Below are 25,716 nucleotides of genomic sequence, written 5' to 3' on the forward strand. Positions count from 1 at the left end.
CAAGCAACATCGCTTACCCCGGTGTCGAACCACTCGCAAAGGTGATGGAGTCGACGAATGTTCTTTCGGCATCTCCACCTTGAGTGCGAACCGAGAAGATGAAGGTGCCGCCCGTCGAACTGGAAACAAAGGCCCGTGTGAGCCCCTGCTGGTCGGTGAACCCCTGCGATGGCCGTATCGTCGCCAGTGCATTTTTTTCGGGGCCGACGCTCTCTGCAAACCATTCGACCAGCGAGTTTTTTCCACGGTTTGCGTACCTGTCCTCAAGCAGGGCATAGAGTTCGACTTCCTGGCCTTGCGGCACATCCCCCAAGGGGGTTGGCGACAGTTCCGCAAGCGGAAAAGACAGTGATTGGACTTCGAACCCGATCACCAAAGGAGGGGCGTACTCCGGGTCAAACAAGTCCAGCCAGAAGATTGGCGTTTCGGTGCCCATGACCTTGCCTGGGATGAACTCGGCCAACAGCGTTCCGTCTATCTGGGTCGCGCCTGTTTCCATGCGGCCCAAGGTGGTCTGCCAGTAAACGTTGACACCACTGAGCGCAGCCCCTTTGGCATCGCACAGGGTCACCTTATAGATGACGTGTTCGCCAGGCTTGTTGGCCACCACGTTGTTGTCACCCTGCACTTCGCACGTGGTCGTGACCAGCGCCTTGAGGTCGCCCGGCACATGCACCGTTGGCGCGCGCGTATGAGACTCGCCCAACAGGGCAAGTTCGGCAGCGATTTCATAAGCTTGTTTGTCGACGGTCTCGGGCAAGCTGCCGATCAGGAAGATCGTCAACGCATCCATTCCGGTTTCCGCGGACAGCACCCGAATCCGCATCAACAGATCAAGTTGACTGAGGTTTTTCAGCACCTTGAGGTCCGTGGGATCAATGCGACTGACGCACTCACGTACTTCCTGCACGCTCCAGCCAAAAAAGTCGGCCAGTTTGATGGCGGCAGCCTGTTGGGCAAGCTTCATCGCATCCCCCGTGACGGTGGGCAGTGCATTCACCTGGCGCAGGTAGTCCAAGAGCTTCTGCGCCGGCTGTTCGCTCAAGCCGAAGGCCCGGGTAAGCGTCGTCAGGTAATACAGCGTGCGCAGCGACAACTCATGCTTGTTGGTCTGAGCGAGCCAATCCCTGTAGCCGTAATCCAGATAATCGAGCAACAGCGCGGCACTCAGTCCCAGCGTCGTCACTACCTCGCTGCGGCGTCGTACCTCCGCCAACAGATCGAGCATCGGGTTGGCATTGCGGATGCGCGTTCGTTCGGGTTGCTCCGAACTCGCGTCTGTTAGCTCAAGCACTTGTTGCAGTAACTGATGAACCGTGGCATTTGCCCAGTTAAGGATCGGTATTGCCTGTTCCACACCCACGCCGGCATACACGGCCAGCGTCTCTTTCACCAGCGACGTCTGAGCATCCCGGACCTGCAATAGCACTCGGGTCATGATGTCGATGATGTTCTGGCGCAACAGTGGTTCGATCACGCCCAAGGCACTGTCGACCGCCCACTCGATTTTTGCGTGGACAAAGACCAGGTACTGCTCGGCAGTTCCGACATATGGCAATACCAGACCATAGGCATCGACAATCGGACTCAGGTTATTGGCATGTATTGCGAGGAATTCCAGCCAGTTGGCGGCCCCGGCAGGCGGCACACCCGCCATCAGAAAAGCGCTATTGGACAACAGTGCCGTCGGCAGCAAATTGCGCAACTGCTCGAAAAACTGCAGATCCTGCTCAGTCGGTTCCAGCGCCGGTTGCGCAGCGACGGCGTGTTGCAACACCCACAGCACCGGCAGATTGCTTTGCGCGCACCATTGAACGCAGCTTTGCATGGCTTCGATCAGTTCCAGCACATCCGGTGAACCAGCCGGCACGGTGTGGATATAAGGAACACCCGCCACGCCTTTGACCCACGAATCCCCACCCATCAACGACAGCATCAGCACACCTTCGACGGGAGTAATGTTCAACAGTCGGGGCAGTCTCACCAGGCGGTAAAAGGCGCTGATAATCGCCGGACTGCGCGTCAGTTTTTCCGTCAGGCCGTGCGCGTTGGCCACCGTCATTGCCAGGTAGTAATAAGTCTGCAGGTCGATCGCCAGACCGCTGCACAACTGGCTGATCGTCAAATCAACCTCGCCCGGCACCGGCGCCAGTGCAAACTCACCGCTGTCAAGTCTCAAGGGTTCGCGATAGCCCACCTGATTATTGAAAATCCGGTCGAACTGCGAGAGCGCGTCGCCACGGCCATAAACCGCCAGTTCGCCCATAAACACAGCAAAGTCGGCGGCTGTGCATTCGTAGCGCTCGCGCAAGGTCTGAAACAGGCCAAGTGCATGCACGACGCCGCTCGACATGTTCATTTGTTGCAAATCGATTTTCGGTCCACTGCCGCGCGGCACCGCCCTGATGGCTGCCACCAACACTGCATCCACCTCGTCAAAAGGCAATCCGACCCAATTGGCCAGACGCACCATCTGATTCATCCGGTCATAGCGGTTGAAGCCAGTTTCGTCGTCGGGATTTGCTGTCAGGCGAGGGAGTAACAATGACTCGTCGTCGATACGCACCGGCGGAAAGGTGTTGTTGTTGATGTAGACCGATCCTGAACGCTCGCTTTGCGGTATCTCGGGCGCCTCATCCGGGTAGGTCACATTGGCTGAACGTACCGGTGCAAAATCGCGAATCGACAGCAAGGCTTCGATCTGCGTACTGGTCAACTTTGTCCGCTGGCCTAAAAACGCAAACTGATTAAGGTTTTGATACTTATCGAGATTATCAGTACCGAAATTGTGCGCGTAGAAAGCCTCGGCCTCATCGAGCCCCGCACGCGGCTCTGTCAATATTTGCCGCTGATAAGGGCCTAGCCGCGACGCATGAGCAAAACCGGGACCGGTATTGGGGCCACGGGCACTGGCTTGCAGAAAATACGGGTACGCTAGATCAACCCTGTGCTCGAAATCGCCCACCGACAGGCCATGAGACTGGGCAATGCCATCAAGCGTGACCCAATGCTGGTAGTACGGCAGGCCATTGGGATAGCGGGCTTCGATCAACGCGTCTTCAATCGACGCACTGTTCTCGCTTTCCGTGTTCGCAACAATGAAAGCTTCCAGCACCGAGACAATGATGTCGACCGAAGATATCGACTGATAAACCGCATTGAAGTCGACAGACAACGGCAGCAAATCAGTACGGCGGTTATGCAGTCGAAATTCCGCCGGCGGATTGTCTACAGACTCGATACGGTCTCGAATCCAGCGCAACAGTTCAATCAGATAAGCCACTGGCGACAACAGTGACTCCAGTGCATTCGGCGGACACAGTGCGGCAAAACGTGTACCGATCAGATATTCATAACTGGGGCCGTCAACCATTGATAACAAACCGCTTGAACTACGTGTTGCAGTCGTCTTTTCGCCGGTCAGGGTTTGCTCGATAAACTGGCGACGCAAAAACGTGGCCATGCTGTTGGCCGAGCGCAGAAACCGCCGCGCGTCATCGGGGGTTACCCGCTGTTCCCTGACCAAGCCTTGAACGCCCTTCTCCACCAAAGGAAAAATCGATCCGCCCTCCTCAAGGTAGGTTTTCAGGTTTCCCAGCCCGATGTTTTGTACTTGTTGCTCCTCAGCAAACAACTGATCGAACAGTTGCAGGACTGGGCGGCGCGAATCGACCATGATCAGGTTCCTTGAGGCGACAACTGGCCCGAACAGCCTGCCGTTTCCGGCAGACTGCGTATTGAGTGAGTACGATTTGGCGCTTTGAAAAGATCAACGTCTACTGTCAGATCTGACAGGTCTGTCGACCGTTCGTCGGATGGTCTGGCTCAGGTCGGTTTTGAGTTTTTGATCTCAAAGCGCGCGCTCAACGCCCAGTCCGAAGCCTCTACCCCGGTAGGATCGTCGACAAGCGTTTGCCCGACGCGGCACCAGTTGCCTCCGGGTGGCAGTGGCACTTCGGATTCGCCGCGCCATGCGTCGCCGGACACAGCCAGTGGCGGCGACCATTTCACGTCCGGGTTGAACCAGCTCACCACATGCACGCTGCCCGCGCGCCCCTTGCCGGCGAGCGTCACCGGATCACTGAGCCAGCGCCCGGCTGCCGGCTCGTCGATGACGGGTCGATAAGTGCTCTGTTCGAGCGTTCGCTGCGCGGGATCCGACTCGAAGTTGTTGTACATTGCCGTCGCGTGCAAAACGTGAAAGCCGCTCCTCACACCCGAGGTCACCTTCACCGACCAGGTGCGATCCTCCAGCACGACGGTGCTTTGTGTGCCAAGGTTCAACTGCACAGTGACGGTATCGCCCGGCACACCGAAGCCGGACACCACGACCTGCTGGCCGACCTGGTCATTTTCAACTGGGGACTCTACAAACGGCGCCGCCGGCACGAGGTCAAATTGCAGCAGTGGCGTGTCTTCTGATTCCTGCAATTTGCCGGTTTCATCCATGAACGTTTGCCGCGCCCAGATGGTTTTATGTCCTACCGGCAACGTCACTTCAGCTTCCCAATGGCCCTCCCGGTTCACCGGAACATCCGTGAGCAGAGGCTCGGTGAGGCCTTCGAGAAAAATCTCGACATACCCATTCGCCATGCCGCGCCCCTCCAGCTTCGCCATGCGGGGCAGCTTGCCGTTTTGCGTCGGCTGGAGAAATTCCGGGGGCAGCAACACCACTTCAAAAGTGCGCGCGTCACTGCGAGCCGAAGGCCTGCCCAGCAGGGTCTGCTGCGCGTCGAAGGTATAGAGCCTGAACTCCAGAGCGCTGAGGTCAATCGACCAGTCACCGTCCTTATCCAGTACCTTGGGACTGCCGAGCGGGCGGTCGAAACGCACGTCACGCAACTGCATCGTGGCGCCCTCCATACCGTTTTTACCCTGGATCGTGACAACGCGACCGACTTTCGCCCCGTCCCCGGGCTGGGTAATCAGCGGTTGGAGCATGAGTATTTTGACAGTGAAGGTCTTTGACACCGGTGGCGAGGTTTGCTCGGCGGCGAATTGGGTGACGGTGACGGTATGTGACACATCCGGCGCAAATTCCTTGTCCCGCCGGAACTGCCAGGTACCACCACTGACAATCCCGTCATGCTCGACCTGGTCTTCGTCGCTGTACCGAATTTTGACCGCTGCACCTGGCCAGCAAGTACCGCTGAGCTTTGGGGAAAGACCATCTTCCACCGGGTCGTTCAGGCCGGGGGCCAAGGGCGGGATGGTCACATCCAGATAGACCCACTCTGTTTCCTGCCCGTCTCCCGCCTGTTTGATACGAACTCGTCGATTGTACGTTGGCCCCCAGATTTCCGAGGCCTTGCTCGACCATTTGCCACTGACCGTCAGCGGCACATGAGGCGCCACCGCCTCGTCCTTGTCGATTTTCCACAGCCACACGGTCGCACGAGCATTGCCCTTGCCGCTGAAGGTCGGTTGATATTCCGGGGTGAAGGCCAACTCACTCACATCAGGCAATCTATTTTCGACCGTAAACTCAAACGGTAACGACTCGATCCAGCCACTGGCACCGTCGCCGACCTTTTGTATGATGTGCGCAGTGTAAATGCCGTACGGCCAGCCTGTAGCCGTGGTTGTCCAATTGCCTCCGTTCGCCACAACGGGCGCTGGTGGCGTGACAGTCGAACCGGGAACGGTGATCACGACCGTTGCTCCAAGGTGTGCGCTACCCGAAAATTTTATTGATGTGTCGGTGAGCTCGACGGTGACACCGGTAAATTTTGCAGGCCGAACCTTGAATCCTCGCGGGAGACTGCGCCTGGAATGTTCCGCCAAGCCGCTGACAAACTGTTCTGCCACCAGACTCAGGGGGCCCGGCGGCATGTTGCTGACAGTCACGCGCCATGACTCCGTGCCCTCTGGAACCGGACCGGTGGCAATCGGATTGTGCTCACCCGTATCGCGCAGAATCTCGACAGTAGCCCCAGGCATGCCCTTTGAACCTTCAATCGTAAAGGTTGAGTCCACCAATGAACCCGAACCTGGGGAAGAAATGACGGGCGCATGAATGACATTAAGCACTACCACACTGGACCAAGCCGCCAGGTTTTCTAACATCCCCCTGACATGCATCTGAATCCTGCCTTCAGGCAGATCGTTTGACGTTATGGTCCATTTGCCATTGAGAACGGGAGCGCTGCCGTAGTGCTCAATTGCGCCGTTATATCGGTAAAGGTCGACGGTTGAACCGCTCAAACCATCGCCCCAAAACGTTGTTTTTTTACCCACAAGAAGTTCATTTGCAGGACCAAGAAGCAACGGGGCCAAAACCCGCACCGTTATGATGTCTGACGCCCGACTGTTGACGCTGTCAGACCAAAAAACAAACAAACTCAAGCTTGGCGATTGTCGTGGGGTCGCGACCATGATCGAAAAATTGCCGTTTCCATCGGCATTTCCCTCACCAATAACCTCATGAGTCGAGCTGTGTTCGCTCACCACCTTCGCATAGGGCGGACAACCGGTCCCCGTCAGCAGGAATGAATTCCCCACCAACTGATTGTTATGTTTCGAAGAGATGAGCGGCGCCGTAATGTTATAAACCGTCCACACCTTACTGCGCATATGAGACTCCGGCCTTGACTCCCATTGCAGTACCTGAAATTCACTTTTTCCTGGTTTCAGACCATTTATAAGCGGCAACGAAAAACTCCCGTCACCTCCCATTTGCTCTTCGTAACTCAAATAGTCCTCTTTTCCAGGCGTGACAATTCGCACATGGCGCCTGGCGTGCCCGCCCCCCGTGACCGTCACCAGGGCTCCAACTTTTCCACCGTCGAAAGGGGTCAGAATGTAGGGCGGAGAATCAAGGGTTTGCGCATCACCTGATGGACCCGTTGTACCCTCTTCTTCAAAGGTCGCCATGATCAGTTCCTTCTTGTTACTGGGGCGGGATGGCTTGCAGGAAACCTTTTAATACGCCTCCGCCCTTGCCTTTCGCACCTGTAAAATCTGACAGTACCGACGGACGGTAATTTTTCCCGCACTGCCGTTCAGTGACGTCCTACAGCCGCCAACATCCGGCTACGCCGGGTTGCGCCATTGCCTACACATCCCTCAGAATCCGCCGGCTTGTGCGCCTTGCTGATGCCCCGTAACTTGATCCGTGCCGCTGCCAATCAGTGGTCGGGTTTAGTCGCCCGGTAGGTATATGAAGGTGCATAAGCGTCATCAAGTCGGGTAATCCCTATCCCCGCACTCGATGGTGGCTGTGCGCAGGGCGCCCTCGGGCGCGCCGGTTTTTTCGTATTCCTCCCGGTCGACTAACCTGCGTCCAGCCGCCACCCCCCTCGTTTAGTCGCGAGACGGTGGCAGCTCCATTAAAAGGAAATACGATCATGTTCAAAGACACACCGAATCCCCCCGAAACCGACTCGGTTTCCCCCTACAAATCCGCCGAATCAAAAAAACTCCACGAGGCCGCCGAAAAAGCCCTCGACCACTACCTCAAACCGAAACCCGACCCGCGCAACTCCGTGGATCGCGGCATGCAGATGTTCAGGGTCGCCCCCGACCTCAACCCCGAAGCCGTGGCCATTCAGACGTACGAGACGTTTTCGTCGGTGAGCATTCTGCTGCTGGATCTGGCGGACAGCCTGGACGACAAGCCGCGGCATCTGGCGATGGCGATTTATCAATTGAGCGAAATGGGGTTGTTGCTGGCGGAGCAGGCGCTGGATAACGAGCGGGCGATTGCCGTTACCTGATCGTTAACCATGCGGCGCCTGAACTGACGCCATCGCGGGCAAGCCCGCTCCCACAGGTTCAGCGAGCGGACACAACATCAGTGAACGACGCAAACCCTTTGGGAGCTGGCTTGCCAGCGATTGCAATGGTGAAGGCGCCGCAGAACTCAGGCCGAAGCCGGCAACGGCTGAAAACTGAAGTATTGCCGTAGCGCCTCGACCAGTTGCCCGTATTCCACCGGCGGTCGTTGCAGGCTGAAGCCGGCGTCGTAGTGCAGCGGCGTCGCGTCTTCGTGGCACCAGAGGCAGCAGGCTGCCAGATCGATCACCTGCTGGCAGCCATCGCCGCAGGGGATCTTCAGACGCAAATGGAAATCCGCACCGATCATCATCGGCAACTGGCTGATGAGCATCAGCCCGTCTTCGGACACATTGCCGAGAAAGCCGATGGGTTTGTCGGTGACGCTGTTGAACACTCTGAGGAAGTACGGCAGTTGATGCCGTTCGATCCGGCGGTCGGTAAACATGCGCAGTTCGCCATGCAAGGCTCCATCACAGAGCCGCACCTTTGCTTCGGAACGCACCTGTATGGCAGGCACGCTCTCCCCGCTTCCGGTGTAATGGTCGCTACAACGCCATCACCTTAAAACTGCCAGTCGCAGGTGTTGCCCAAGTTTAGAGACTCGACTCTAACCCGGATCATTCGACTATAGCTCAGGCTGTACAACCGGCCAGAATTTGTATGACAACTGCCATCAAAAGCGCGTTGGCCGCACCACGGCCGCAGCACTGCGGGTCGGGTAATGGCCCAGGCTCTGCAAGGTTTCCAGGCGCGCGCGGGCGCGGTAGGCGTATTCGCTGTTGGGGTACGAGGCGATGATGAACTGGTAGGTCTGCGCGGCATCGACAAACAGCTTCTGCCGTTCAAGGCACTGGCCGCGCATCATCGACACTTCCGGCCACACATACGGGCGGGCACGGCTGGCGCGTTCGACCTTGGACAGTTCGAGCATCACCTGCTCGCAATTGCCGCGATCATAGGCGCTGTAGGCGTTGTTCAAATGATGGTTCATCGACCAACGGGTGCAGCCCGTGACGGCGAGGACGCTGAGGGCAAGGGCGGCAATGGGCAACAATCGCATGGGGGTTCTCCTGTCTTGTGCTCTGTATCGACCCCTGGTCGGAAATCTTCAGGCGCGTTTGTCCCAAAGTTACCGCGTTCAATAAAGAAAATAGAAAGTAGTGCAAACGAACAATGACTACACCCCTCGAGCATAGTAGCCTTCGCTTGCGCTTGAACTCAGGAGTCTTTGCATGTCCGTCCGTCGTACCAAAATCGTCGCTACCCTTGGCCCGGCCAGTAACTCGCCGGAAGTTCTCGAACAGCTGATTCTGGCTGGTCTGGACGTTGCCCGTCTGAACTTCTCCCACGGCACCCCCGACGAGCACAAGGCTCGCGCGAAACTGGTGCGTGACCTCGCTGCCAAGCACGGCCGCTTCGTCGCCCTGCTCGGTGACCTGCAAGGCCCGAAAATCCGTATCGCCAAATTCGCCAACAAAAAGATCGAGCTGAAAATCGGTGACCAGTTCACCTTCTCCACCAGCCATCCGTTGACCGAAGGCAACCAGCAAGTGGTCGGCATCGACTACCCGGATCTGGTGAAAGACTGCGGCGTGGGCGACGAGCTGCTGCTCGACGACGGTCGCGTAGTGATGCGCGTTGATACCGCCACTGCCACTGAACTGCATTGCACTGTGACCATCGGCGGCCCGCTGTCCGACCACAAAGGCATCAACCGTCGCGGTGGCGGCCTGACCGCGCCGGCCCTGACTGAAAAAGACAAGGCCGACATCAAGCTCGCCGCCGAAATGGAAGTCGACTACCTCGCGGTGTCCTTCCCGCGTGACGCCGCCGACATGGAATACGCCCGTCAACTGCGCGACGAGGCCGGCGGTACTGCCTGGCTGGTGGCGAAGATCGAACGCGCCGAAGCCGTGGCCGACGACGAAACCCTCGACGGCCTGATCAAGGCGTCCGACGCAGTGATGGTTGCCCGTGGTGACCTCGGTGTGGAAATCGGCGACGCCGAACTGGTGGGCATTCAGAAGAAAATCATTCTGCACGCACGCCGCCACAACAAGGCTGTGATCGTTGCGACCCAGATGATGGAGTCGATGATCCAGAACCCGATGCCGACCCGCGCCGAAGTATCCGACGTGGCCAACGCCGTGCTCGACTACACCGACGCCGTGATGCTCTCGGCCGAATCCGCCGCAGGCCTGTACCCGCTGGAAGCCGTGCAAGCGATGGCGCGCATCTGCGTCGGCGCTGAAAAGCATCCGACCGGTAAAACCTCCAGCCACCGCATCGGCAAAGTGTTCGAAAGCTGCGACCAGAGCATCGCGCTGGCAGCCATGTACACCGCCAACCACTTCCCGGGCGTCAAAGCGATCATCGCCCTGACTGAAAGTGGCTACACCCCGCTGATCATGTCGCGCATCCGTTCTTCGGTGCCGATCTACGCGTTCTCTCCGCACCGTGAAACTCAGGCCCGTGCGGCCATGTTCCGTGGCGTGTACACCGTGCCGTTCGACCCGGCATCGCTACCGCCGCACGAAGTGAGCCAGAAGGCGATCGACGAACTGGTCAAGCGCGGTGTTGTGGAAAAAGGCGACTGGGTCATCCTGACCAAGGGCGACAGCTACCACACCACCGGCGGCACCAACGGCATGAAGATCCTGCACGTGGGCGACCCGCAGGTCTGAGTGACCGGTTGCTGAAAAGCGAAAGCCCCGCCATGTGAATGGCGGGGCTTTTTGCATTCTGATCCAACAGGTGCGGCGCCTGTTCGGCCCTCATCGCTGGCAAGGCCGCGAAGATTCAGTGCCGTTTGATAAACCCGGTCAACGCCGCCAGCGCTTCGGGCGATCGCAGCCTTTGGGTGAACAACGCGCCCTCCGCTTCGATCACTTTGCGGATCAACTCGCGATCCGGCGCTTTCATCAGTTGCTTGCTGATGCGCACGGCTTCGGGCGGCAACTCATCGAAGCGCAGGGCCATTTCCCGCGCCTTGGCCAGTGCCGCTTCGCCGCTGCCCAACGCTTCGCTGGCAATGCCCCACTCGGCGGCTTGTTCACCGCTGAAGCCTTCACCGAGCAACAGCAACTCCGCTGCTTTGGCCTGGCCGAGCAAGCGCGGCAGGATCAGGCTGGAGCCGAACTCCGGGCACAAACCAAGGTTGACGAACGGCATGCGCAGGCGCGCATCACGGCTGACGTAGACCAGATCACAGTGCAGCAACAGCGTGGTGCCAATCCCCACCGCCGCCCCGGCCACGGCAGCGATCACCGGTTTGCGGAACTCGAGCAGGTTGAGCATGAAGTGGAACACCGGGCTGTCGAGATCGCTCGGCGGTTGCTGGATGAAGTCGGCGATGTCGTTGCCGGCGGTGAAGCACTCGGCGCTGCCGGTGATCAGCACGGCGTTGATTTCGGGATCGCTGTCAGCCTGTTTCAGCGCCTCGGCGAGACGACTGTACATCGCCCGGGTCAGGGCATTTTTCTTGTCAGGGCGGTTGAGGCGCAGGGTCAGTAAACCGCGTTCGCGTTCCAGCAGGATGGCTTCGGGCATGGCGTGTCTCGCGTCTGATGGATCAGCGCTCAACCACGGCTGAGGAAGACGTCGGCCAGCAGTTGATTGCGCGGCAGTCCAGCGAGGTACAGCCGCCGGGCAAAGGCGTCTACGCTGGTCGGTGAGCCGCAGACTAAGGCCAGGGTTTGCCGGGAAACAAGGCGCAGTTGCGCCAAAGCGGCGGGCGACTCGGCCGCCGTCCAGAGTTCGACGGTCAGGTTTTCCCGCTGCGCGGCCAGTGCCGCAAGGGGTTTGGCCAGATAGTGCTCGCTGGCGTCATGGGCTAGGTGAATGACGCGGATTGCGCCTTGGTGATCCTGGCGCAAGGCTTCACGCAGTACGCCGAACAGCGGGCCAAGGCCGGTGCTGGCGGCGAGTAATAACAGTGGCCGGTCGTGCCAGTCGGGGTCGTAATGCAATGCGCCGCCGCGCAGTTCGCCGAGGCGGATCGGGTCACCGATCTGCAAGCGCCGCGCCGCTTCGCTGAATTCGCCGGGCTGGCGGCAGTCGAGGTGAAACTCAAGAAAGCGGTCTTCTTCCGGCAGGCTGGCCAGCGAATACGGCCGCGCGATGTGATCGATCCACAGCACCAGATGTTGGCCGGCGCTGTAGCGCAAGGGCCGTTGCGGGGTCAGGCGCAGACGCAGGACGTTGTCACCGAGCCAGTCCAGCGCTTCGACGACGGCCGGGCGACCGTCCTTGATCGGGTCGAAGGTGTGCACCTGCAAATCTTCGATCACCTGACACTGGCAGGCCAGCCGCCAACCCTGCTCACGCTGTTCGGCGCTCAAGGCATCCGGGCGGTTATCTGCCGGCAGGCCTTGTACGCACTGCACCAGGCAGGCATGGCAACTGCCGGCGCGACAACTGTAGGGCACAGCCACGCCGTTCTGGTTGAGTGCATCGAGCAGATTGCTGCCCGCCGCCACCGACCAGTGCCGTTCACCGACGCGAAGTTCAGGCATCGACGTTCTCCCACGCGGCCGCACAGCGGTTGCGCCCGTCACGCTTGGCTCGATAGAGCGCCTGATCGGCGCGCTGCAAGGCGTCGTCCAGATCATCGTCCAGCGCCAATAAGGTCATGCCGGCCGAGAGGCTGAGATCTCGCACGTTCAGACCGATCAGTTCGACGTCGGTAAAGGCGATGCGCAGCCGTTCACAACAAGCCGTAAGGCGTTCGGCGTCGCAGTCGGGCAGCAACACCACGAATTCCTCACCACCATAACGCGCCAGCACGTCGCCGTCGCGCAGGCATGCTTGAGCAACGCCGGCAAAGGCTTGCAACACCTGATCGCCGGCGGCATGGCCGTGCAGGTCGTTGATGCGTTTGAAATGGTCGAGGTCGATCAGCGCCAGCCCGTGCAACACGTCGCTGTCCATCGCATTCAGTTCACGCGAGGCCAGGCGCAGAAAATGCCGGCGATTGAACAGGCCGGTCAGTTCGTCGGTGGCGACCAGGTCTTCAAGCTGGCGCATCATCCCGCGCAGGGTGTCCTGATGCGCCTGCAAGGCAAAGCGACGCTGGCGCATGCGTTGGCGCGAGACCTGGACGAAACGTGCGTAAATCACCAGCCACGCCAGCACCATCGCCAGGACGCACACTTGCAAGGCTGCGAGCGCCGGTTCCGGCAAGCGCATGTGATAGCCGTCCCACAGGGTAATTGCGCAGAAACTGAAGAACACCAGCAGCGCACAGCGAATAAACGCCCGCCGACTCAGATGAAACAGACCGAACAACAGGATCAGCACGTAGAACACCAGAAACGCGCTGCGTGCTTCATCCAGATGGGCGATCAGCCAGGTCTGCCAGCCGAGTCCGAGCAGCACTTGCGCTTCGGTCAGGCTGGGATCGGCAAAACGTAGGTTACGGCCGGACCAGAACAGGCCGAACAGGATGGCCTGAGTGATCACCACCAGCGCGCTGCCGATGGTCACTGAGCTCAAGGATTGGTCGTAATGCCCGGTGAAAAACGCCAGCCACAACAGCACCAAAGCCAATCCATAGGTGGCTGCAGCGAGGGCAAAGCGTTTGAGCAAAAGACGTTGAATGGCGTTATGGGTCAATCGTTGACTCACCGTGCGATTGGAGGCTGACCGAGTGTCCTACTCTACAGACCGGCTGCCACTTTAGTGGCGTAGTCGATAAATGACCACCGATTTTCGGGCTCGAAATTTGACGTCAAAAGTGTGGCCTCAAAAGCCCCTCACCCTAGCCCTCTCCCGGTGGGAGAGGGGACTGACCGCGTTTCACTCACAAGCTACATCCACCTGAAATACCGAGCCGAACTGAGGTTTTGACAACGACACAAATCGGCTCCCCTTCCCCCCAAGTTGTCTGAGCCCGACTCAGATTTTGAACAGCATGAGGATCGGCTCCCCCTCCCAAGGGAGAGGGCTGGGCTGAGCGGGTGATGTAGACGTGAAACCCGATGTCCGATATTCGCCCAACCATGCGACCAACGAATGACTACCTGCGCGTGTACGCCCCTTTGATGCGCGTTATACTGCCGCGCCTTTTTAGCGTCGCGCCAGCAGCCCCGGCGTGCCTTGAAAGGTGCTTGCGACCGACCGATACACCCAAGCCGCAGGCACCTTATTGAATGTTCCCGTCTTTTAGAGGAGCGCGACTCATGACCGTGATCAAGCAAGACGACCTGATTCAGAGCGTTGCCGACGCCCTACAGTTCATTTCCTATTACCACCCCGTGGATTTCATCCAGGCGATGCACGAAGCCTACCTGCGCGAAGAATCGCCAGCGGCCCGTGACTCGATGGCGCAGATCCTGATCAACTCGCGCATGTGCGCCACCGGCCACCGGCCGATCTGCCAGGACACCGGTATCGTTACCGTGTTTGTCCGCGTAGGTATGGACGTGCGTTGGGATGGCGCCACCATGGGCCTGGACGACATGATCAACGAAGGCGTGCGTCGCGCCTACAACCTGCCGGAAAACGTCCTGCGTGCTTCGATCCTCGCCGACCCGGCGGGCGCTCGTAAAAACACCAAGGACAACACTCCGGCGGTCATCCACTACTCCATCGTCCCGGGCAACACCGTGGAAGTGGACGTGGCGGCCAAGGGCGGCGGTTCCGAGAACAAGTCGAAAATGGCCATGCTCAACCCGTCCGACTCGATCGTTGACTGGGTGCTCAAGACCGTTCCGACCATGGGCGCCGGCTGGTGCCCACCGGGCATGCTGGGCATCGGCATCGGCGGCACCGCCGAGAAAGCCGCTGTCATGGCTAAAGAAGTGTTGATGGAATCCATCGACATTCACGAGCTGAAAGCCCGTGGCCCACAGAACCGCATTGAAGAGATGCGCCTGGAACTGTTCGAGAAGGTCAACCAGTTGGGCATCGGCGCCCAGGGCCTCGGTGGCCTGACCACCGTGCTCGACGTGAAGATCATGGATTACCCGACCCACGCCGCTTCGCTGCCGGTGTGCATGATCCCGAACTGCGCTGCCACCCGTCACGCGCACTTCGTGCTCGACGGTTCCGGCCCGGCCTCGCTGGAAGCGCCACCGCTGGACGCCTACCCGGAAATCGTCTGGGAAGCCGGCCCGTCGGCCCGTCGCGTCAACCTCGACACGCTGACCCCGGAAGACGTGCAGAGCTGGAAGCCGGGCGAAACCGTGCTGCTCAACGGCAAGATGCTCACCGGTCGCGACGCGGCGCACAAGCGCATGGTCGAGATGCTCAACAAAGGTGAAACCCTGCCGGTCGATCTGAAAGGTCGCTTCATCTATTACGTCGGCCCGGTTGATCCGGTCGGTGACGAAGTGGTTGGCCCGGCTGGCCCGACCACCGCCACGCGGATGGACAAGTTCACCCGTCAGATCCTTGAACAAACCGGCCTGCTGGGCATGATCGGCAAGTCCGAGCGCGGCCCGACCGCAATCGAAGCGATCAAGGACAACAAGGCTGTGTACCTGATGGCCGTTGGCGGCGCCGCTTATCTGGTGGCCCAGGCCATCAAGAAGTCCAAGGTGCTGGCATTCGCCGAACTGGGCATGGAAGCGATCTACGAGTTTGAGGTCAAGGACATGCCGGTCACCGTCGCGGTGGACAGCAACGGTGAGTCGGTACACATCACCGGTCCTGCGATCTGGCAAAAGAAGATCAGCGAAAGCCTGGCGGTCGAAGTGCAGTAAGCGCTTTAACGCTGTAAAAAAAGGCCGGCCCGTCATACGACGGGCCGGCCTTTTTGTTTATTCAATGATTTGGCGATAAAAACATCGCCCATGCATACAAATCGGTCTTGCGCACCTGTCAGGTCTGACAGGTTACCTCGCGCCTGATTGTTGCTAGCGTCTATCCACCCTCGCCCTCCGCGTGCGCAACGGACAAGACCATGGCCGATCAGGAACTGAACATCACCACACCTTCCATTGCCAAGAGTTCGTCGATTGCCACCATCGGTAAAAGTTGGGGGGCCGTCGGGCCGACCGGCGCAGCGTCGTTCGAGCTGCCGATGCCACTGTCCGCCGGGCGTGGCTGGGATCCGCAACTGTCGCTGACTTACAGCAGCCAGACCGGTAATGGCTCGTTCGGGATTGGCTGGGGACTTGCCCTCAGTCAGATCAGCCGGCGCACCAACAAGGGCGTACCGCGCTATACCGAACACGACGAGATCATCGGCCATGACGGCGAAGTGTGGATGCCGGAGCTGGAAGCCGACGGCACAATCAAGTCCCGCCATGAATCCACTTATGACAGCGAGAACATCGGCCTACACCGTGTGGTGCGCTACTGGCCACGGGTTGAGGGGGACTTTTCCCTGCGTGAATACTGGCAACGAGAGCCTGCTTCGAAGGAGGCCGCAACGCCTGGTTTCTGGCTGATACACGGTGCCGATGGTTCGTTGCACGTCTACGGCAAAACAGCCGCCTCACGCCGTGAAGACCCACAGGCTCAGGGCCGTGTCGGCGCCTGGCTGCTCTGCGAAAGCATGAACACGCGCGGCGAACACATCTGTTATCGGTACAAGGCCGATGATCAGGATCCCGACCCGATCCATGACTACAGCGCCCAGCGCTATCTGGAGCGGGTGTGCTACGGCAACTTCACGGCGAGCAAGAAATTGTATGCCTGGGAGGCGGAGGACGCGGCCCAACCGGATTGGCATTTTCAGCTGATCTTCGACTACGGCGAGCGCACTACGTCGCTGACTGAAGTCCCGGTTTACGACGGCGCCACACTGTTGCCATGGCCTCTGCGCCCGGATCCCTTTTCAACCTATGGCCAGGGCTTTGAAGTGGGCACCCGTCGGCTCTGTCGGCAAGTACTGATGTTTCATCACTTCCCCACAGCCTCGGGCGACAAACCTCTGCTGGTTCGGCGTCTGCTGCTGGAATATCACGACCTTCAAAGAATGACGCAGTGGGCGTTCAGTCAGATCAGCGCCGCCCACTATCAAGCCTTCGATGCCAGCGGTTACGTGGAAAACACGCCGCCGGTGGAGTTCGACTACTCAGCCTTCGAAATCAATAAAACCCCGACACGCCTGCTGGCAACAGACACGCAACCGGGCGTCGAAGACGGCGGGTTCTACCAGTGCGTTGACCTCTACGGCGAAGGTGTGCCGGGGTTTCTCTGCCGCTATGACCAAGGCTGGTACTACCGCGAACCGCTACGCGCAAAAGTAGGTGGTGATGAAATCAGCTATGGACCATGGACTGCGCTGGCCAGGATTCCGCTGGCTGATCGCAATCGGCCGGTAATGCAATGGCTGACCGATCTCACCGGTGACGGACGTCTCGACTGGATCACCGCACAACCGGGCGCCAGCGGGTTTCGCACGCTGAATGCGCAACGCAACTTCGCCGATTTCGTGCCGTTCAACGCGTTTCCGCTGGAGTTTTTCCACACGCTGGTGCAACTGGCGGATCTCAGCGGTGACGGCCTCAGCTCGATTGCCCTGATCGGCCCAAACTCGGTGCGCCTGTACGCCAACCAGCGAGAGCAAGGGTTCGCCCGGGCAGAAGAGGTGCCGCATTCACCACCCGATGACCGCTTGCCATTATTCAGCGACTCGCCCACTGAACTGGTGCTGCTCGGCAATCTGCTGGGCAGCGACATGCCCGAGCTGTGCCGCATTCGTCATGACGAAATCCGCTGCTGGCCGAACCTGGGCCACGGCCGGTTTGGTGAAGGTCGCAAGATCAGTGACCTGCCCTTCACATACGAGCAATTCGATTCATCGCGGGTACGCCTCGCCGACCTCGATGGCTGTGGGGCACCGGCGCTGATCTATCTGAAGTCCGATGTGTTCGAGATCTATCTGAACCGCGGCGGCAACGGGCTGGAACAGATCCCGGTGATCGTGCCCTGGCCGCAAGGTGTGCGTTATGACCGCCTGTGCCAGGTGAGCTTCGCCGACCTGCAAGGTTTGGGCTGTGCCAGCCTGATACTGACGGTGCCGCACCTCGCACCGCAGCACTGGCGCTACGATTTCGTCGCGGCCAAACCCTATTTGCTGACGGCCAGCAACAACAACATGGGTTGCAGCGCCAGTGTGGTCTATCGCAGTTCCGCCCAGGAATGGCTGGATGAAAAACAGCGGATGCTCAAGCTCAAGCGTCTGCCGGTTTCGCACTTGCCGTTCCCGGTGGCGGTGGTCAAAAAACAACTGCAACTGGATGAAGTCACCGGCAACTGCCTGACCCAGTCTTTCACTTGGTGCGAAGGGGTTTACGACGGCCAGGAACGCGAGTTCCGCGGTTTCGGACTGTTGCAGCAAACCGATAGTGAAAGCGCCACGGGCGATGATGACGTCGGCTTCAGCGAACCGGTTCGGGTCTGCACCTGGTTCCACACCGGGCAGTCAATGGATCGGGCGCGTGATAGCTATTTCAATGAGGATGCGCAAGCCGTCGCACTGGGCACCACACTGTTCAGCCGTTACCACGCCGGCGACGAAATCGATGAGCCCATCGCGCCGCATGACGCCGACAGTGAATACCAGATAGCCCGAGCGCTGGTCGGCTCGATCACCCGCATCGAAACCTATGCCGATGCGGATATGGATCAGCCGGGCATTGCCACGCCTTATGCGGTGCAAGAACTACGTTATCTGGTGCGCGAAGTCCGGCCCAAAGGGCCATATGCGGCAGCTGTGTTGCTGCCGCTGGTACTGGAAAAAATCAGCTACCAGTACGACCGGTTTATCGACGATCCGCTGTGCCGTCATGAGATTAATCTGCGCTGGAACGACTTCGGTCTGTCGACCCATGCGTTGGCCGTGAGCTACGCCCGCAGGCTTGTCGACTCGGATACCCCGCCGTTCAGCGATCCCGATGAACAACAGTGGTGGCGCGACGCTCATGACGAGGCGCAGCAATCCTTCTACATCAGCGAAACCCGCGCGCGATACATCAACCTCGACAGTAATCCCCAACAGTGGCGACTGGGCCTGCCGTGGCAACAGCGTGGCAACGCGCTGGTCTTGCCAAAAGGCCCACTGCCTGAGGGACTGTCCGCGAGTGAGGTGTGTTTCGAGCAACTGGCTTTGCATCAGGATTCGCCGCACTGGAACACTCAACGAGTCCTGACGACACAGTCGGTGCAGCGTTATGTGCAGGCGGACGGCTCGCCGCTGGACGACGGTGTCGCCGAGTTCGAAGCACTGGCCGGGCCACTGGAATTGGCGCAGTTGGACAAGACCGCACTGGACGCCTACAACGTGCTGCCGCCGCCGTTCGATATCCGTGTCGAACTGAAAAAAATCGGTTACACCGCCATGCCGTTGCTGTTTGAGGTAGAGCCGGACGATGCCGAAGAAAATCTATGGTCATCGACATTCGGCTACGCCGAGTACGCCGACCTCAAAGGGTTTCACCAGGTACACGGCTACCACGAAACCCCGAGCCATGGCGTAACCCGCGCCGAATACGACGACTATCGGCTGGCGATCACCCGCGTCGAGTTGCCGGATGGTTGCACCACCCAGGTCGAATACGACTACCACGCGCTGCAACCGCTGCGCATCATCGATGCCAACGAGAATGTCGAGGAGGCGATTTACGAACCCTCCGGCCAACCACTGGCCACCAGTTTCCACGGTACGGAAAACGGGATGCCTGCCGGTTTCAAACCGTTGAGCGAATACCGCCGACCCGAGGACCATCGCCCGGATACCGCGATTGACGATCCGCAAGAGGCGCTGCAAAAAGCCGCCAGCACCTTGCGCAAGGACTTGTTCAGCTGGATGGGGCAGATCCCGCCCGACAACCGCGCCAGTGGCGAATGGATCGCCAACGGTTACCTCCTGCCCAGCGGCCATATTCGTGCCAGCGCCCGCCGGCGACTCGCGCGAATCGGCAATCTGACGGCGACAGAACAGCACTTGCGCGAGGCGATCGCAACAACCCGACGCGAGCCGGTACACAGCGTCGTCCTCAGCGCCGACCGCTACCCCGATGACGCCGTGCCGGCACAGATCCACATCACCAAGGCCTGCGTCGACGGCTTTGGTCGAGCGCTGCAATCCCAGCAGTTGGTTGAACCCGGCCTGGCCTATGCGGTGGACACCGACGGCTCGCTGATCGTTGAAGACGGCAAGTTCGTTGAAGTACAAGCCAATCCACGGTGGCGCGTCAGCGAGCGTGTCGAATACAACAACAAAGGCTTGGCGGTGCGACAGTTCCGGCCGTTTTTTGCCAATGCCCACGGTTACATCAACGACCAGTCGCTGCACGATCTGGGGTACTTCGATCAGCTGTTCTATGACCCGTTGGGACGTGCGGTCAAATTGCTCAACGCCAAGGGCGACTTCTCCCGTGAGACCTATCATCCGTGGTACCACGCCAGCGAAGACTTCAACGACACCGCTGAACCGGTGCCGCCGAAGCGGACATCACGGCGTTGAACGCCTCCGTGCATTGGCGCACGCCCTCACTCACGGTGAGTGAGGGACGGGGTCTGGCAGTTCGTCAGATCGAATATTTGCGCAGCGTTGCCGGTGAACCCGTGACTGCGCTGATAACCCGTCAGCGTCACGACGTGAATGGACGCAGCGTGGCGCAATGGGATCCGCGCTTGTCCGAGCCGAACCTATCAACGGTTTACGGGTTGGCTGGCCAGGTGCTGAAAGTCGACAGTGTCGACGCCGGCTGGCGCCTGAATCTGCCGGGGCTGGCGGGTGAACCGCTGGAGCGCTGGGACGCGCGCGGCAACCATTGGCACACGACTTTCGACGCTCAGTTGCGGGTGGTGGCGCTCGAGGAAAACGGCGAAGCAGGCGTCGATCTTTTTACCTATGCCGATGCCACCGCCGACAAGCAATACAATCTGCGCGGGCAGTTGCTAAAGCAGCAAGATCGCTCCGGTACGCTGCGCACGGACAGCTTCGCCCTGGGCGGCCAGCCACTGGCAGACACCCGCACTTTTCACGATGGCGCAGCGTTCACCAGTCGCCGGTCTTTCAATGCCCTCGGCGCAACGCTGGAACAGATCGACGCCGGCGGGCATCGCCAGCAATCGTTCCACGGTCGCTCCGGGCAGCTTCAGCAGGTGAAGCTGCTGGTCAATGGCGAGCCAGACTGGCAAACGCCGTTGCTCGATGCGCAGTACAACGCCAGCGGACAGATCATCGAGCAACTGGCCGGTAACCATGTGCGCAGCTACTGGGCGTACGACCCCGCCGATGGCCGCTTGCGCACGCAGTCCAGCCGCCAAGACGCCGGGCCGGTGCTGCAAGACTTCGAATATTTTTACGACCGCGTCGGCAACCTTCTGCGTATTGAGGATCACGCCTTCAAGCCGGTTTACTTCGCCAACCAGGTGGTCGATGGTCACCGCGACTTCACCTACGACTCGCTGTACCGACTGACCAGCGCCAGCGGTTATGACGATGGCCCGCTCTCGGACATTCCGGGACTGCCGCCGCCGAGCGACCCGAACAACCGCCTCAACTACACCCAGACTTACCACTACGACTCCGGTGGCAACCTGATCGAGTTGAGCCACGTACGTGCTGGCGCCAACCAGACACGGGAGATGCGCATTGATCCGCAAAGCAATCGCGGGGTGCGCTGGAAACCGGGCGACCCCGATCCCGTGTTCGACACCTTGTTTGACCGCCACGGCAACTGGCTAGCCGTACAACCCGGCCAGCCCCTGCAATGGAACGCCCGCGACGAACTGCAAGGCGTGACCCTGATACACCGCGAAGGCGGTCGCGATGATGCCGAACATTACCGCTACAGCCAGGGCGCACGGGTGTTCAAACGGCATGAATTCTTTACCGATAGCGCCGAACACTTTCATCAGGTGCGCTACTTGCCGGGCCTGGAGATTCGCAACAAAGACAACGGCGAAGAACTGCACGTCATCAGCGTCGGCAACGCACGCTGCCTGCATTGGGCAAAAAATCCGCCGCGCGGCATCGACGACAATCAGCTGCGCTACAGCCTCGACGATCACCTGGGTTCCTGCGTCATGGAACTGGATCAGAGCGCACAGGTGATCAGCCACGAAGGCTATTACCCATTCGGCGCCACGGCGTGGATGGCCACAGCATCGGCCATTGAGGTGAGTTACAAATTCGTCCGCTATTCGGGCAAGGAAATGGATGTCAGCGGTTTGTATTACTACGGCGCACGCTTTTACGCGCCCTGGCTGCAGCGCTGGATCAGCGCCGACCCATCGCAGGCCGATGGCTTGAACCTTTATGGGTTTGTGGGGAACAACCCGATGCGATTTATCGATCCTGACGGAAATACCCGAGCGGAAGCCGTGATCATGTTGACGTCGCAGTTCTTGGAAGCCGTCAATGGGCACTCCCAGCAGACCATGGATCAATTCCATAACATCCTTCATCCCCCCCAGAGCTACTTCAAAACAATGGTGCTGAACACCGTTGTCGAAGGTATTAACTGGTTTGGCGCGACCTACAAGGCAGGCAATGCCGGTGCCGAAGCGTTCGACCTCGCAGTACCCGGCTTGCCTCAACCAACGCCTTATCTGACGGGTGGAGGGATAATCGGGGGCAACCTGGGCGGCGAAATCGGCGGCGGCATGATCGCTCCGGTGATGGAAGGTGTCGGACTGGGGCTCGGTCCGCTCATACCGCAAACCTCAAAAATGTCAGTGAGCGCAATTGACGAGCGATTGGGCATCGGTGATGCCGTCAACGAGATCAATTCGTGGACAGACATGAAAGAGCAACTGATTCACCCGGCGCTCAATTCCGTACTCAATCCTGAATTCGTCATGAACCGTGTCATGGCCTCATGGATATCGATCATCCCCCACTTCCTGAATCTGTTTTCGAGAGCCATTGAGGCTGAGGACATCAAGAATCGACTGGATCCGGTGAAGATCGAAAAAATCGAAAAAATGCTGAGCGACTGGAAAGCGGCGGTCGAGCAACGTTTCGCCTGGGCCGAAAATGCCTTTGATGCGCACGGTACAGACACCGTCAATCCAGCCAGATTACTGCCCAACGTCAACAACCTGACATCCAGAGAAACCCTTACCCCCATCACTCGCTCAGGCATGCGCGATTTGCACAGCGCCACACTGAGCAACATTGCACGCACCCAGGCCATGGTTGCCCAATACAAAGAAATGGGCACCACGGACAATCAGTTTTTGCTCAAGCAGGCGCGTGCGGCGAAGAAAAAGGCCGGCTGAAATGATCACGTGCGCAAGTATCCGGTCATGACTCAGACAGTCCACTGGCGCACGCCGACCCTGCGAGTGCATGACGCCAGAGATCTGCCGGTCAGCCAGGTCGCCTACTTACGCAAAGTCGCCGGCGCCGATGTCGAGTGCCAGATCACCCGCCAGCGCCACGATCCCATCGGTCATTTGATCGCCCAGTGGGACCCACGCTTGCCGGTTCCCTGCTTGACCACGGTTTACGGTTTGGGTGGCGCCGTGCTGAAGTCCGACAGCGTCGATGCCGGCTGGCGCCTGAGTTTGCCGGGCCTGGGCGGTGAGACACTGGAGCGCTGGGATGAACGTGACAACCACTGGCGCACGACCTTCGACAATCAGTTGCGCGTGGTGGCGGTTGAGGAAAACGACGAGGCCGACGTCGATGTGTTTACCTACGCCGATGGCTTGGCCGACCCCGGACACAATCTGCGTGGGCAGTTGCGGGAGTTGAAAGACCGTTCAGGCACCCTGCGTACAGACAGCTTCGCCCTGCCTGGCCAACCGCTGACAGAAACCCGCACCTTTCGTGATGCTGAAGCGTTCACCAGTCATCGAATGTTAAGCCCCCTCGGCGCGACGCTGGAACAGACCGATGCCGGTGGGCATCGGCAGCAATCGCGCTACGGCCTCGCCGGTCAGCTCAAGCATGTACGACTGCTAGTCAGTGGACAGTCCGACTGGCAGGCAGTTTTACTCGACGCACAATACAACGCTGCCGACCAGATCATCGAACAGCAGGCTGGCAATGGAGTGCGCAGCCATTGGACTTACGATCAGGCCGATGGCCGGCTGCGCACCCAGTCCAACCAGAAAGACGCCGGCCCGCTGCTGCAAAGTCTGGAATATTTCCACGACTCGGTCGGCAACATCATCCGCATTGAAGACCACGTTTTTCAACCGGCCTGGTTCGCCAATCAGCTCGTCGATGGCCACCGTGATTTCACCTATGACTCACTGTATCGACTGGCCAGCGCCACCGGTTACGACGACGGCCCGCTCTCGGACATTCCGGGCCTGCCTCAACCGACCGATCCGAACAACCGCCTCAACTACACCCAGACTTACACCTACGACGCTGGCGGCAATCTGGAAAAACTTGTCCACGTGCGCGATGGCGCCAGTCAAACTGTCCAGATGTGCATTGACTCGACCAGCAACCGCGGCGTGCGCTGGAAACCGGGCGATCCGCCACCGGAGTTCGAGAAACTGTTCGACCGTCACGGTAATCAGCAGGTGACGCAACCGGGACAGGCCATGCGATGGAGCGCCCGCGACGAACTGCAAAGCGTAACGCTGATTGCCCGAGAAGATGGTCGCGATGACGCCGAGTATTACCACTACAGCCAGGGCGTGCGGGTGTTCAAACGCCATGAAACCTTCACCGACAGCGCCGAACATTTCCATCAGGTGCGCTACCTGCCGGGGCTGGAAATTCGCGACAAGGACAACGGCGAAGAACTGCACGTGATCAGTGTTGGCGGTGCGCGCTGCCTGCACTGGGCAAAGAATCCGCCCCAGGACATCGAAAACGATCAACTGCGCTACAGCCTCGATGACCACTTGGGTTCCTGCATCATGGAGCTGGATCAAGACGCCCGGGTCATCAGCAGCGAAGGCTATTATCCGTTCGGCGCCACCGCGTGGATGGCCGCAAGATCAGTAATCGAGGTCGATTACCGGTTCATCCACTATTCGGGCAAGGAGTTGGATATCAGCGGTCTGTATTACTACGGCGCACGCTATTACGCGCCGTGGTTGCAGCGTTGGGTCAGCCCTGACCCGGCGGGAGATGCAGACGGGTTGAATCTGTATGGATTTGTCGGCAACAACCCGATGGTTTATGTCGACCAGAGAGGTACTTCCAGGATCCTTTTCGATCTGGCGAAAAGAGCTGTCGGCATCTTCGACAAAGCCAAAACCGCGACAGATCAGTTGCACAATCTGACTTCCGAATTCGACGGACTGATTCCCGAAGGCGCGGATATCGAAGAGCTGCGCAAGAACATGACGCTCGGCAAGTTTCTCAAGTCCAGGCACGGGATCAAATCCGCGTTTTATGGCGCGGGGAAAGGGGCCGCGATCGGCAGCGTTCTTGGCACGGCGGTGCCGGGGATTGGCAATGCCATTGGTACAGGCGTGGGTGCGATCGTCGGTGCGATCGTTTTCCCGTTGCTGCGTTATTACTTTTTCAAGAAAGGTTTGAAGCTTGCACAAACGCTGCACACCCAGGAGCTCAAGGACGGCGTGAGCGCGGCGGGCAATGCCGTTTCCAGCGCGATGGAGGCAGGAAGAGATCTGCTTCGAGGAGGGGCACAAGTGTTTAATGGTCTCAAGAACCTTCCCGACACCCTAAAGGAATACTCTCAGGACGCTCGAGATACCTTCAACGAAGGATTGAAGGCCCTTACGAACGAGCAGAAACTCAAATTCTATAGCCTGCTGGAAGACAATGTCTCGCCGTTCCAGGCGATGGAAAAGGCAAAGAGTGTCATTGAGAACGTGCCAGGCATTGTCAGCGAGGCCGTACAGGCCAACGACCGGTTGCAACAACTGGAGCGCTCGATCATTGAAGAACCGAGGCCAAGGCCCGTGCCCAAACCCCGGACGAAATTCATTCGTCGCGTGTCGGTCGGCGAAACATACGTGTGATCGCCATGGCCTGACCGAACAGCGCGCCGGGCCACGCTCGCCCATGCTATCGTGCCCGCCCGACTGCCATCCGTTTGC

13 protein-coding genes are annotated in these 25,716 nt (G+C 59.3%); 6 read left to right on the top strand and 7 right to left on the bottom strand.

Translation table 11 applies throughout. The annotated features are described in order from the left end of the window. Positions 1-13: 13 nt before the first annotated feature. Together ACA069_RS22265 and ACA069_RS22270 are read right to left on the bottom strand one after the other, a co-directional pair. Complete coding sequence (locus ACA069_RS22265; protein WP_497615223.1) at positions 14-3,676, bottom strand: Tc toxin subunit A; 3,663 nt, start codon at positions 3,674-3,676, stop codon at positions 14-16. Between the two features lie 149 nt (positions 3,677-3,825). After that, a complete protein-coding gene (locus ACA069_RS22270; RefSeq protein ID WP_497615224.1) occupies positions 3,826-6,873 on the bottom strand; it encodes a hypothetical protein in 3,048 nt (1,015 codons plus the stop codon). Positions 6,874-7,346: 473 nt separating this feature from the next. Here ACA069_RS22270 and ACA069_RS22275 point away from each other — a divergent pair, with 473 nt between their 5' ends. Then, the gene (locus ACA069_RS22275; protein ID WP_401268683.1) at positions 7,347-7,715 is read left to right on the top strand and encodes a DUF6124 family protein; all 369 of its coding nucleotides are present in this window, start codon (positions 7,347-7,349) and stop codon (positions 7,713-7,715) included. A gap of 146 nt (positions 7,716-7,861) precedes the next feature. Here the strand turns inward: ACA069_RS22275 and ACA069_RS22280 are convergent, their stop codons facing one another. Further along, entirely contained in the window at positions 7,862-8,221 is a 360-nt protein-coding gene (locus tag ACA069_RS22280; RefSeq protein WP_187678107.1) for a PilZ domain-containing protein, read from the bottom strand. 228 nt (positions 8,222-8,449) lie between these two features. Beyond that, positions 8,450-8,836, bottom strand: coding sequence for a tetratricopeptide repeat protein (locus ACA069_RS22285; RefSeq protein ID WP_401268686.1), 387 nt, complete (start codon positions 8,834-8,836; stop codon positions 8,450-8,452). Between the two features lie 172 nt (positions 8,837-9,008). Between ACA069_RS22285 and pyk the strand changes: the two genes are divergently transcribed. After that, positions 9,009-10,460 carry a pyruvate kinase gene (gene pyk, locus ACA069_RS22290; RefSeq protein ID WP_187678108.1) on the top strand — a complete coding sequence of 484 codons (1,452 nt, stop codon included), beginning with the start codon at positions 9,009-9,011 and terminating at the stop codon, positions 10,458-10,460. 115 nt (positions 10,461-10,575) lie between these two features. On the opposite strand, the gene ACA069_RS22295 is transcribed toward pyk, so the two are convergent. From ACA069_RS22295 to ACA069_RS22305, 3 genes are read right to left on the bottom strand one after another with little or no spacing between them, the layout of a single operon-like run. Next, complete coding sequence (locus ACA069_RS22295) at positions 10,576-11,325, bottom strand: enoyl-CoA hydratase-related protein (protein WP_497615225.1); 750 nt, start codon at positions 11,323-11,325, stop codon at positions 10,576-10,578. Positions 11,326-11,354: 29 nt separating this feature from the next. Then, positions 11,355-12,290: an iron-sulfur-binding ferredoxin reductase gene (locus ACA069_RS22300; protein ID WP_497615226.1), complete on the bottom strand. Its 936-nt coding sequence runs from the start codon at positions 12,288-12,290 to the stop codon at positions 11,355-11,357. Continuing rightward, positions 12,283-13,389 carry a GGDEF domain-containing protein gene (locus ACA069_RS22305; RefSeq protein ID WP_497615227.1) on the bottom strand — a complete coding sequence of 369 codons (1,107 nt, stop codon included), beginning with the start codon at positions 13,387-13,389 and terminating at the stop codon, positions 12,283-12,285. The genes ACA069_RS22300 and ACA069_RS22305 overlap by 8 nt, the downstream gene beginning before the upstream one ends. 566 nt (positions 13,390-13,955) lie before the next feature. Here ACA069_RS22305 and ACA069_RS22310 point away from each other — a divergent pair. The 4 genes from ACA069_RS22310 to ACA069_RS22325 all read left to right on the top strand — a co-directional run bounded on the left by ACA069_RS22310 (position 13,956) and on the right by ACA069_RS22325 (position 25,638). Next, positions 13,956-15,479, top strand: a complete 1,524-nt coding sequence (locus ACA069_RS22310; RefSeq protein WP_187678113.1) for a fumarate hydratase — start codon at positions 13,956-13,958, stop codon at positions 15,477-15,479. Between the two features lie 200 nt (positions 15,480-15,679). Then, a complete protein-coding gene (locus tag ACA069_RS22315) occupies positions 15,680-20,194 on the top strand; it encodes a SpvB/TcaC N-terminal domain-containing protein (protein WP_497615228.1) in 4,515 nt (1,504 codons plus the stop codon). Between the two features lie 101 nt (positions 20,195-20,295). Continuing rightward, positions 20,296-22,962, top strand: coding sequence for an RHS repeat domain-containing protein (locus tag ACA069_RS22320; protein WP_497615229.1), 2,667 nt, complete (start codon positions 20,296-20,298; stop codon positions 22,960-22,962). Between the two features lie 27 nt (positions 22,963-22,989). Next, positions 22,990-25,638, top strand: a complete 2,649-nt coding sequence (locus ACA069_RS22325) for an RHS repeat-associated core domain-containing protein (RefSeq protein ID WP_497615230.1) — start codon at positions 22,990-22,992, stop codon at positions 25,636-25,638. Positions 25,639-25,716: the final 78 nt, after the last annotated feature.

Source organism: Pseudomonas sp. LBUM1652 (assembly GCF_059716105.1).

Excerpts from the sequence above, each read along its gene's own strand:
- ACA069_RS22280 (WP_187678107.1), bottom strand. The coding sequence starts at position 8,221 with ATGTTTACCGACCGCCGGATCGAACGGCATCAACTGCCGTACTTCCTC.
- ACA069_RS22310 (WP_187678113.1), top strand. The coding sequence starts at position 13,956 with ATGACCGTGATCAAGCAAGACGACCTGATTCAGAGCGTTGCCGACGCC.
- ACA069_RS22275 (WP_401268683.1), top strand. The coding sequence starts at position 7,347 with ATGTTCAAAGACACACCGAATCCCCCCGAAACCGACTCGGTTTCCCCC.
- ACA069_RS22325 (WP_497615230.1), top strand. The coding sequence starts at position 22,990 with ATGACTCAGACAGTCCACTGGCGCACGCCGACCCTGCGAGTGCATGAC.
- ACA069_RS22285 (WP_401268686.1), bottom strand. The coding sequence starts at position 8,836 with ATGCGATTGTTGCCCATTGCCGCCCTTGCCCTCAGCGTCCTCGCCGTC.
- ACA069_RS22300 (WP_497615226.1), bottom strand. The coding sequence starts at position 12,290 with ATGCCTGAACTTCGCGTCGGTGAACGGCACTGGTCGGTGGCGGCGGGC.
- ACA069_RS22295 (WP_497615225.1), bottom strand. The coding sequence starts at position 11,325 with ATGCCCGAAGCCATCCTGCTGGAACGCGAACGCGGTTTACTGACCCTG.
- ACA069_RS22265 (WP_497615223.1), bottom strand. The coding sequence starts at position 3,676 with ATGGTCGATTCGCGCCGCCCAGTCCTGCAACTGTTCGATCAGTTGTTT.
- ACA069_RS22270 (WP_497615224.1), bottom strand. The coding sequence starts at position 6,873 with ATGGCGACCTTTGAAGAAGAGGGTACAACGGGTCCATCAGGTGATGCG.
- pyk (WP_187678108.1), top strand. The coding sequence starts at position 9,009 with ATGTCCGTCCGTCGTACCAAAATCGTCGCTACCCTTGGCCCGGCCAGT.
- ACA069_RS22315 (WP_497615228.1), top strand. The coding sequence starts at position 15,680 with ATGGCCGATCAGGAACTGAACATCACCACACCTTCCATTGCCAAGAGT.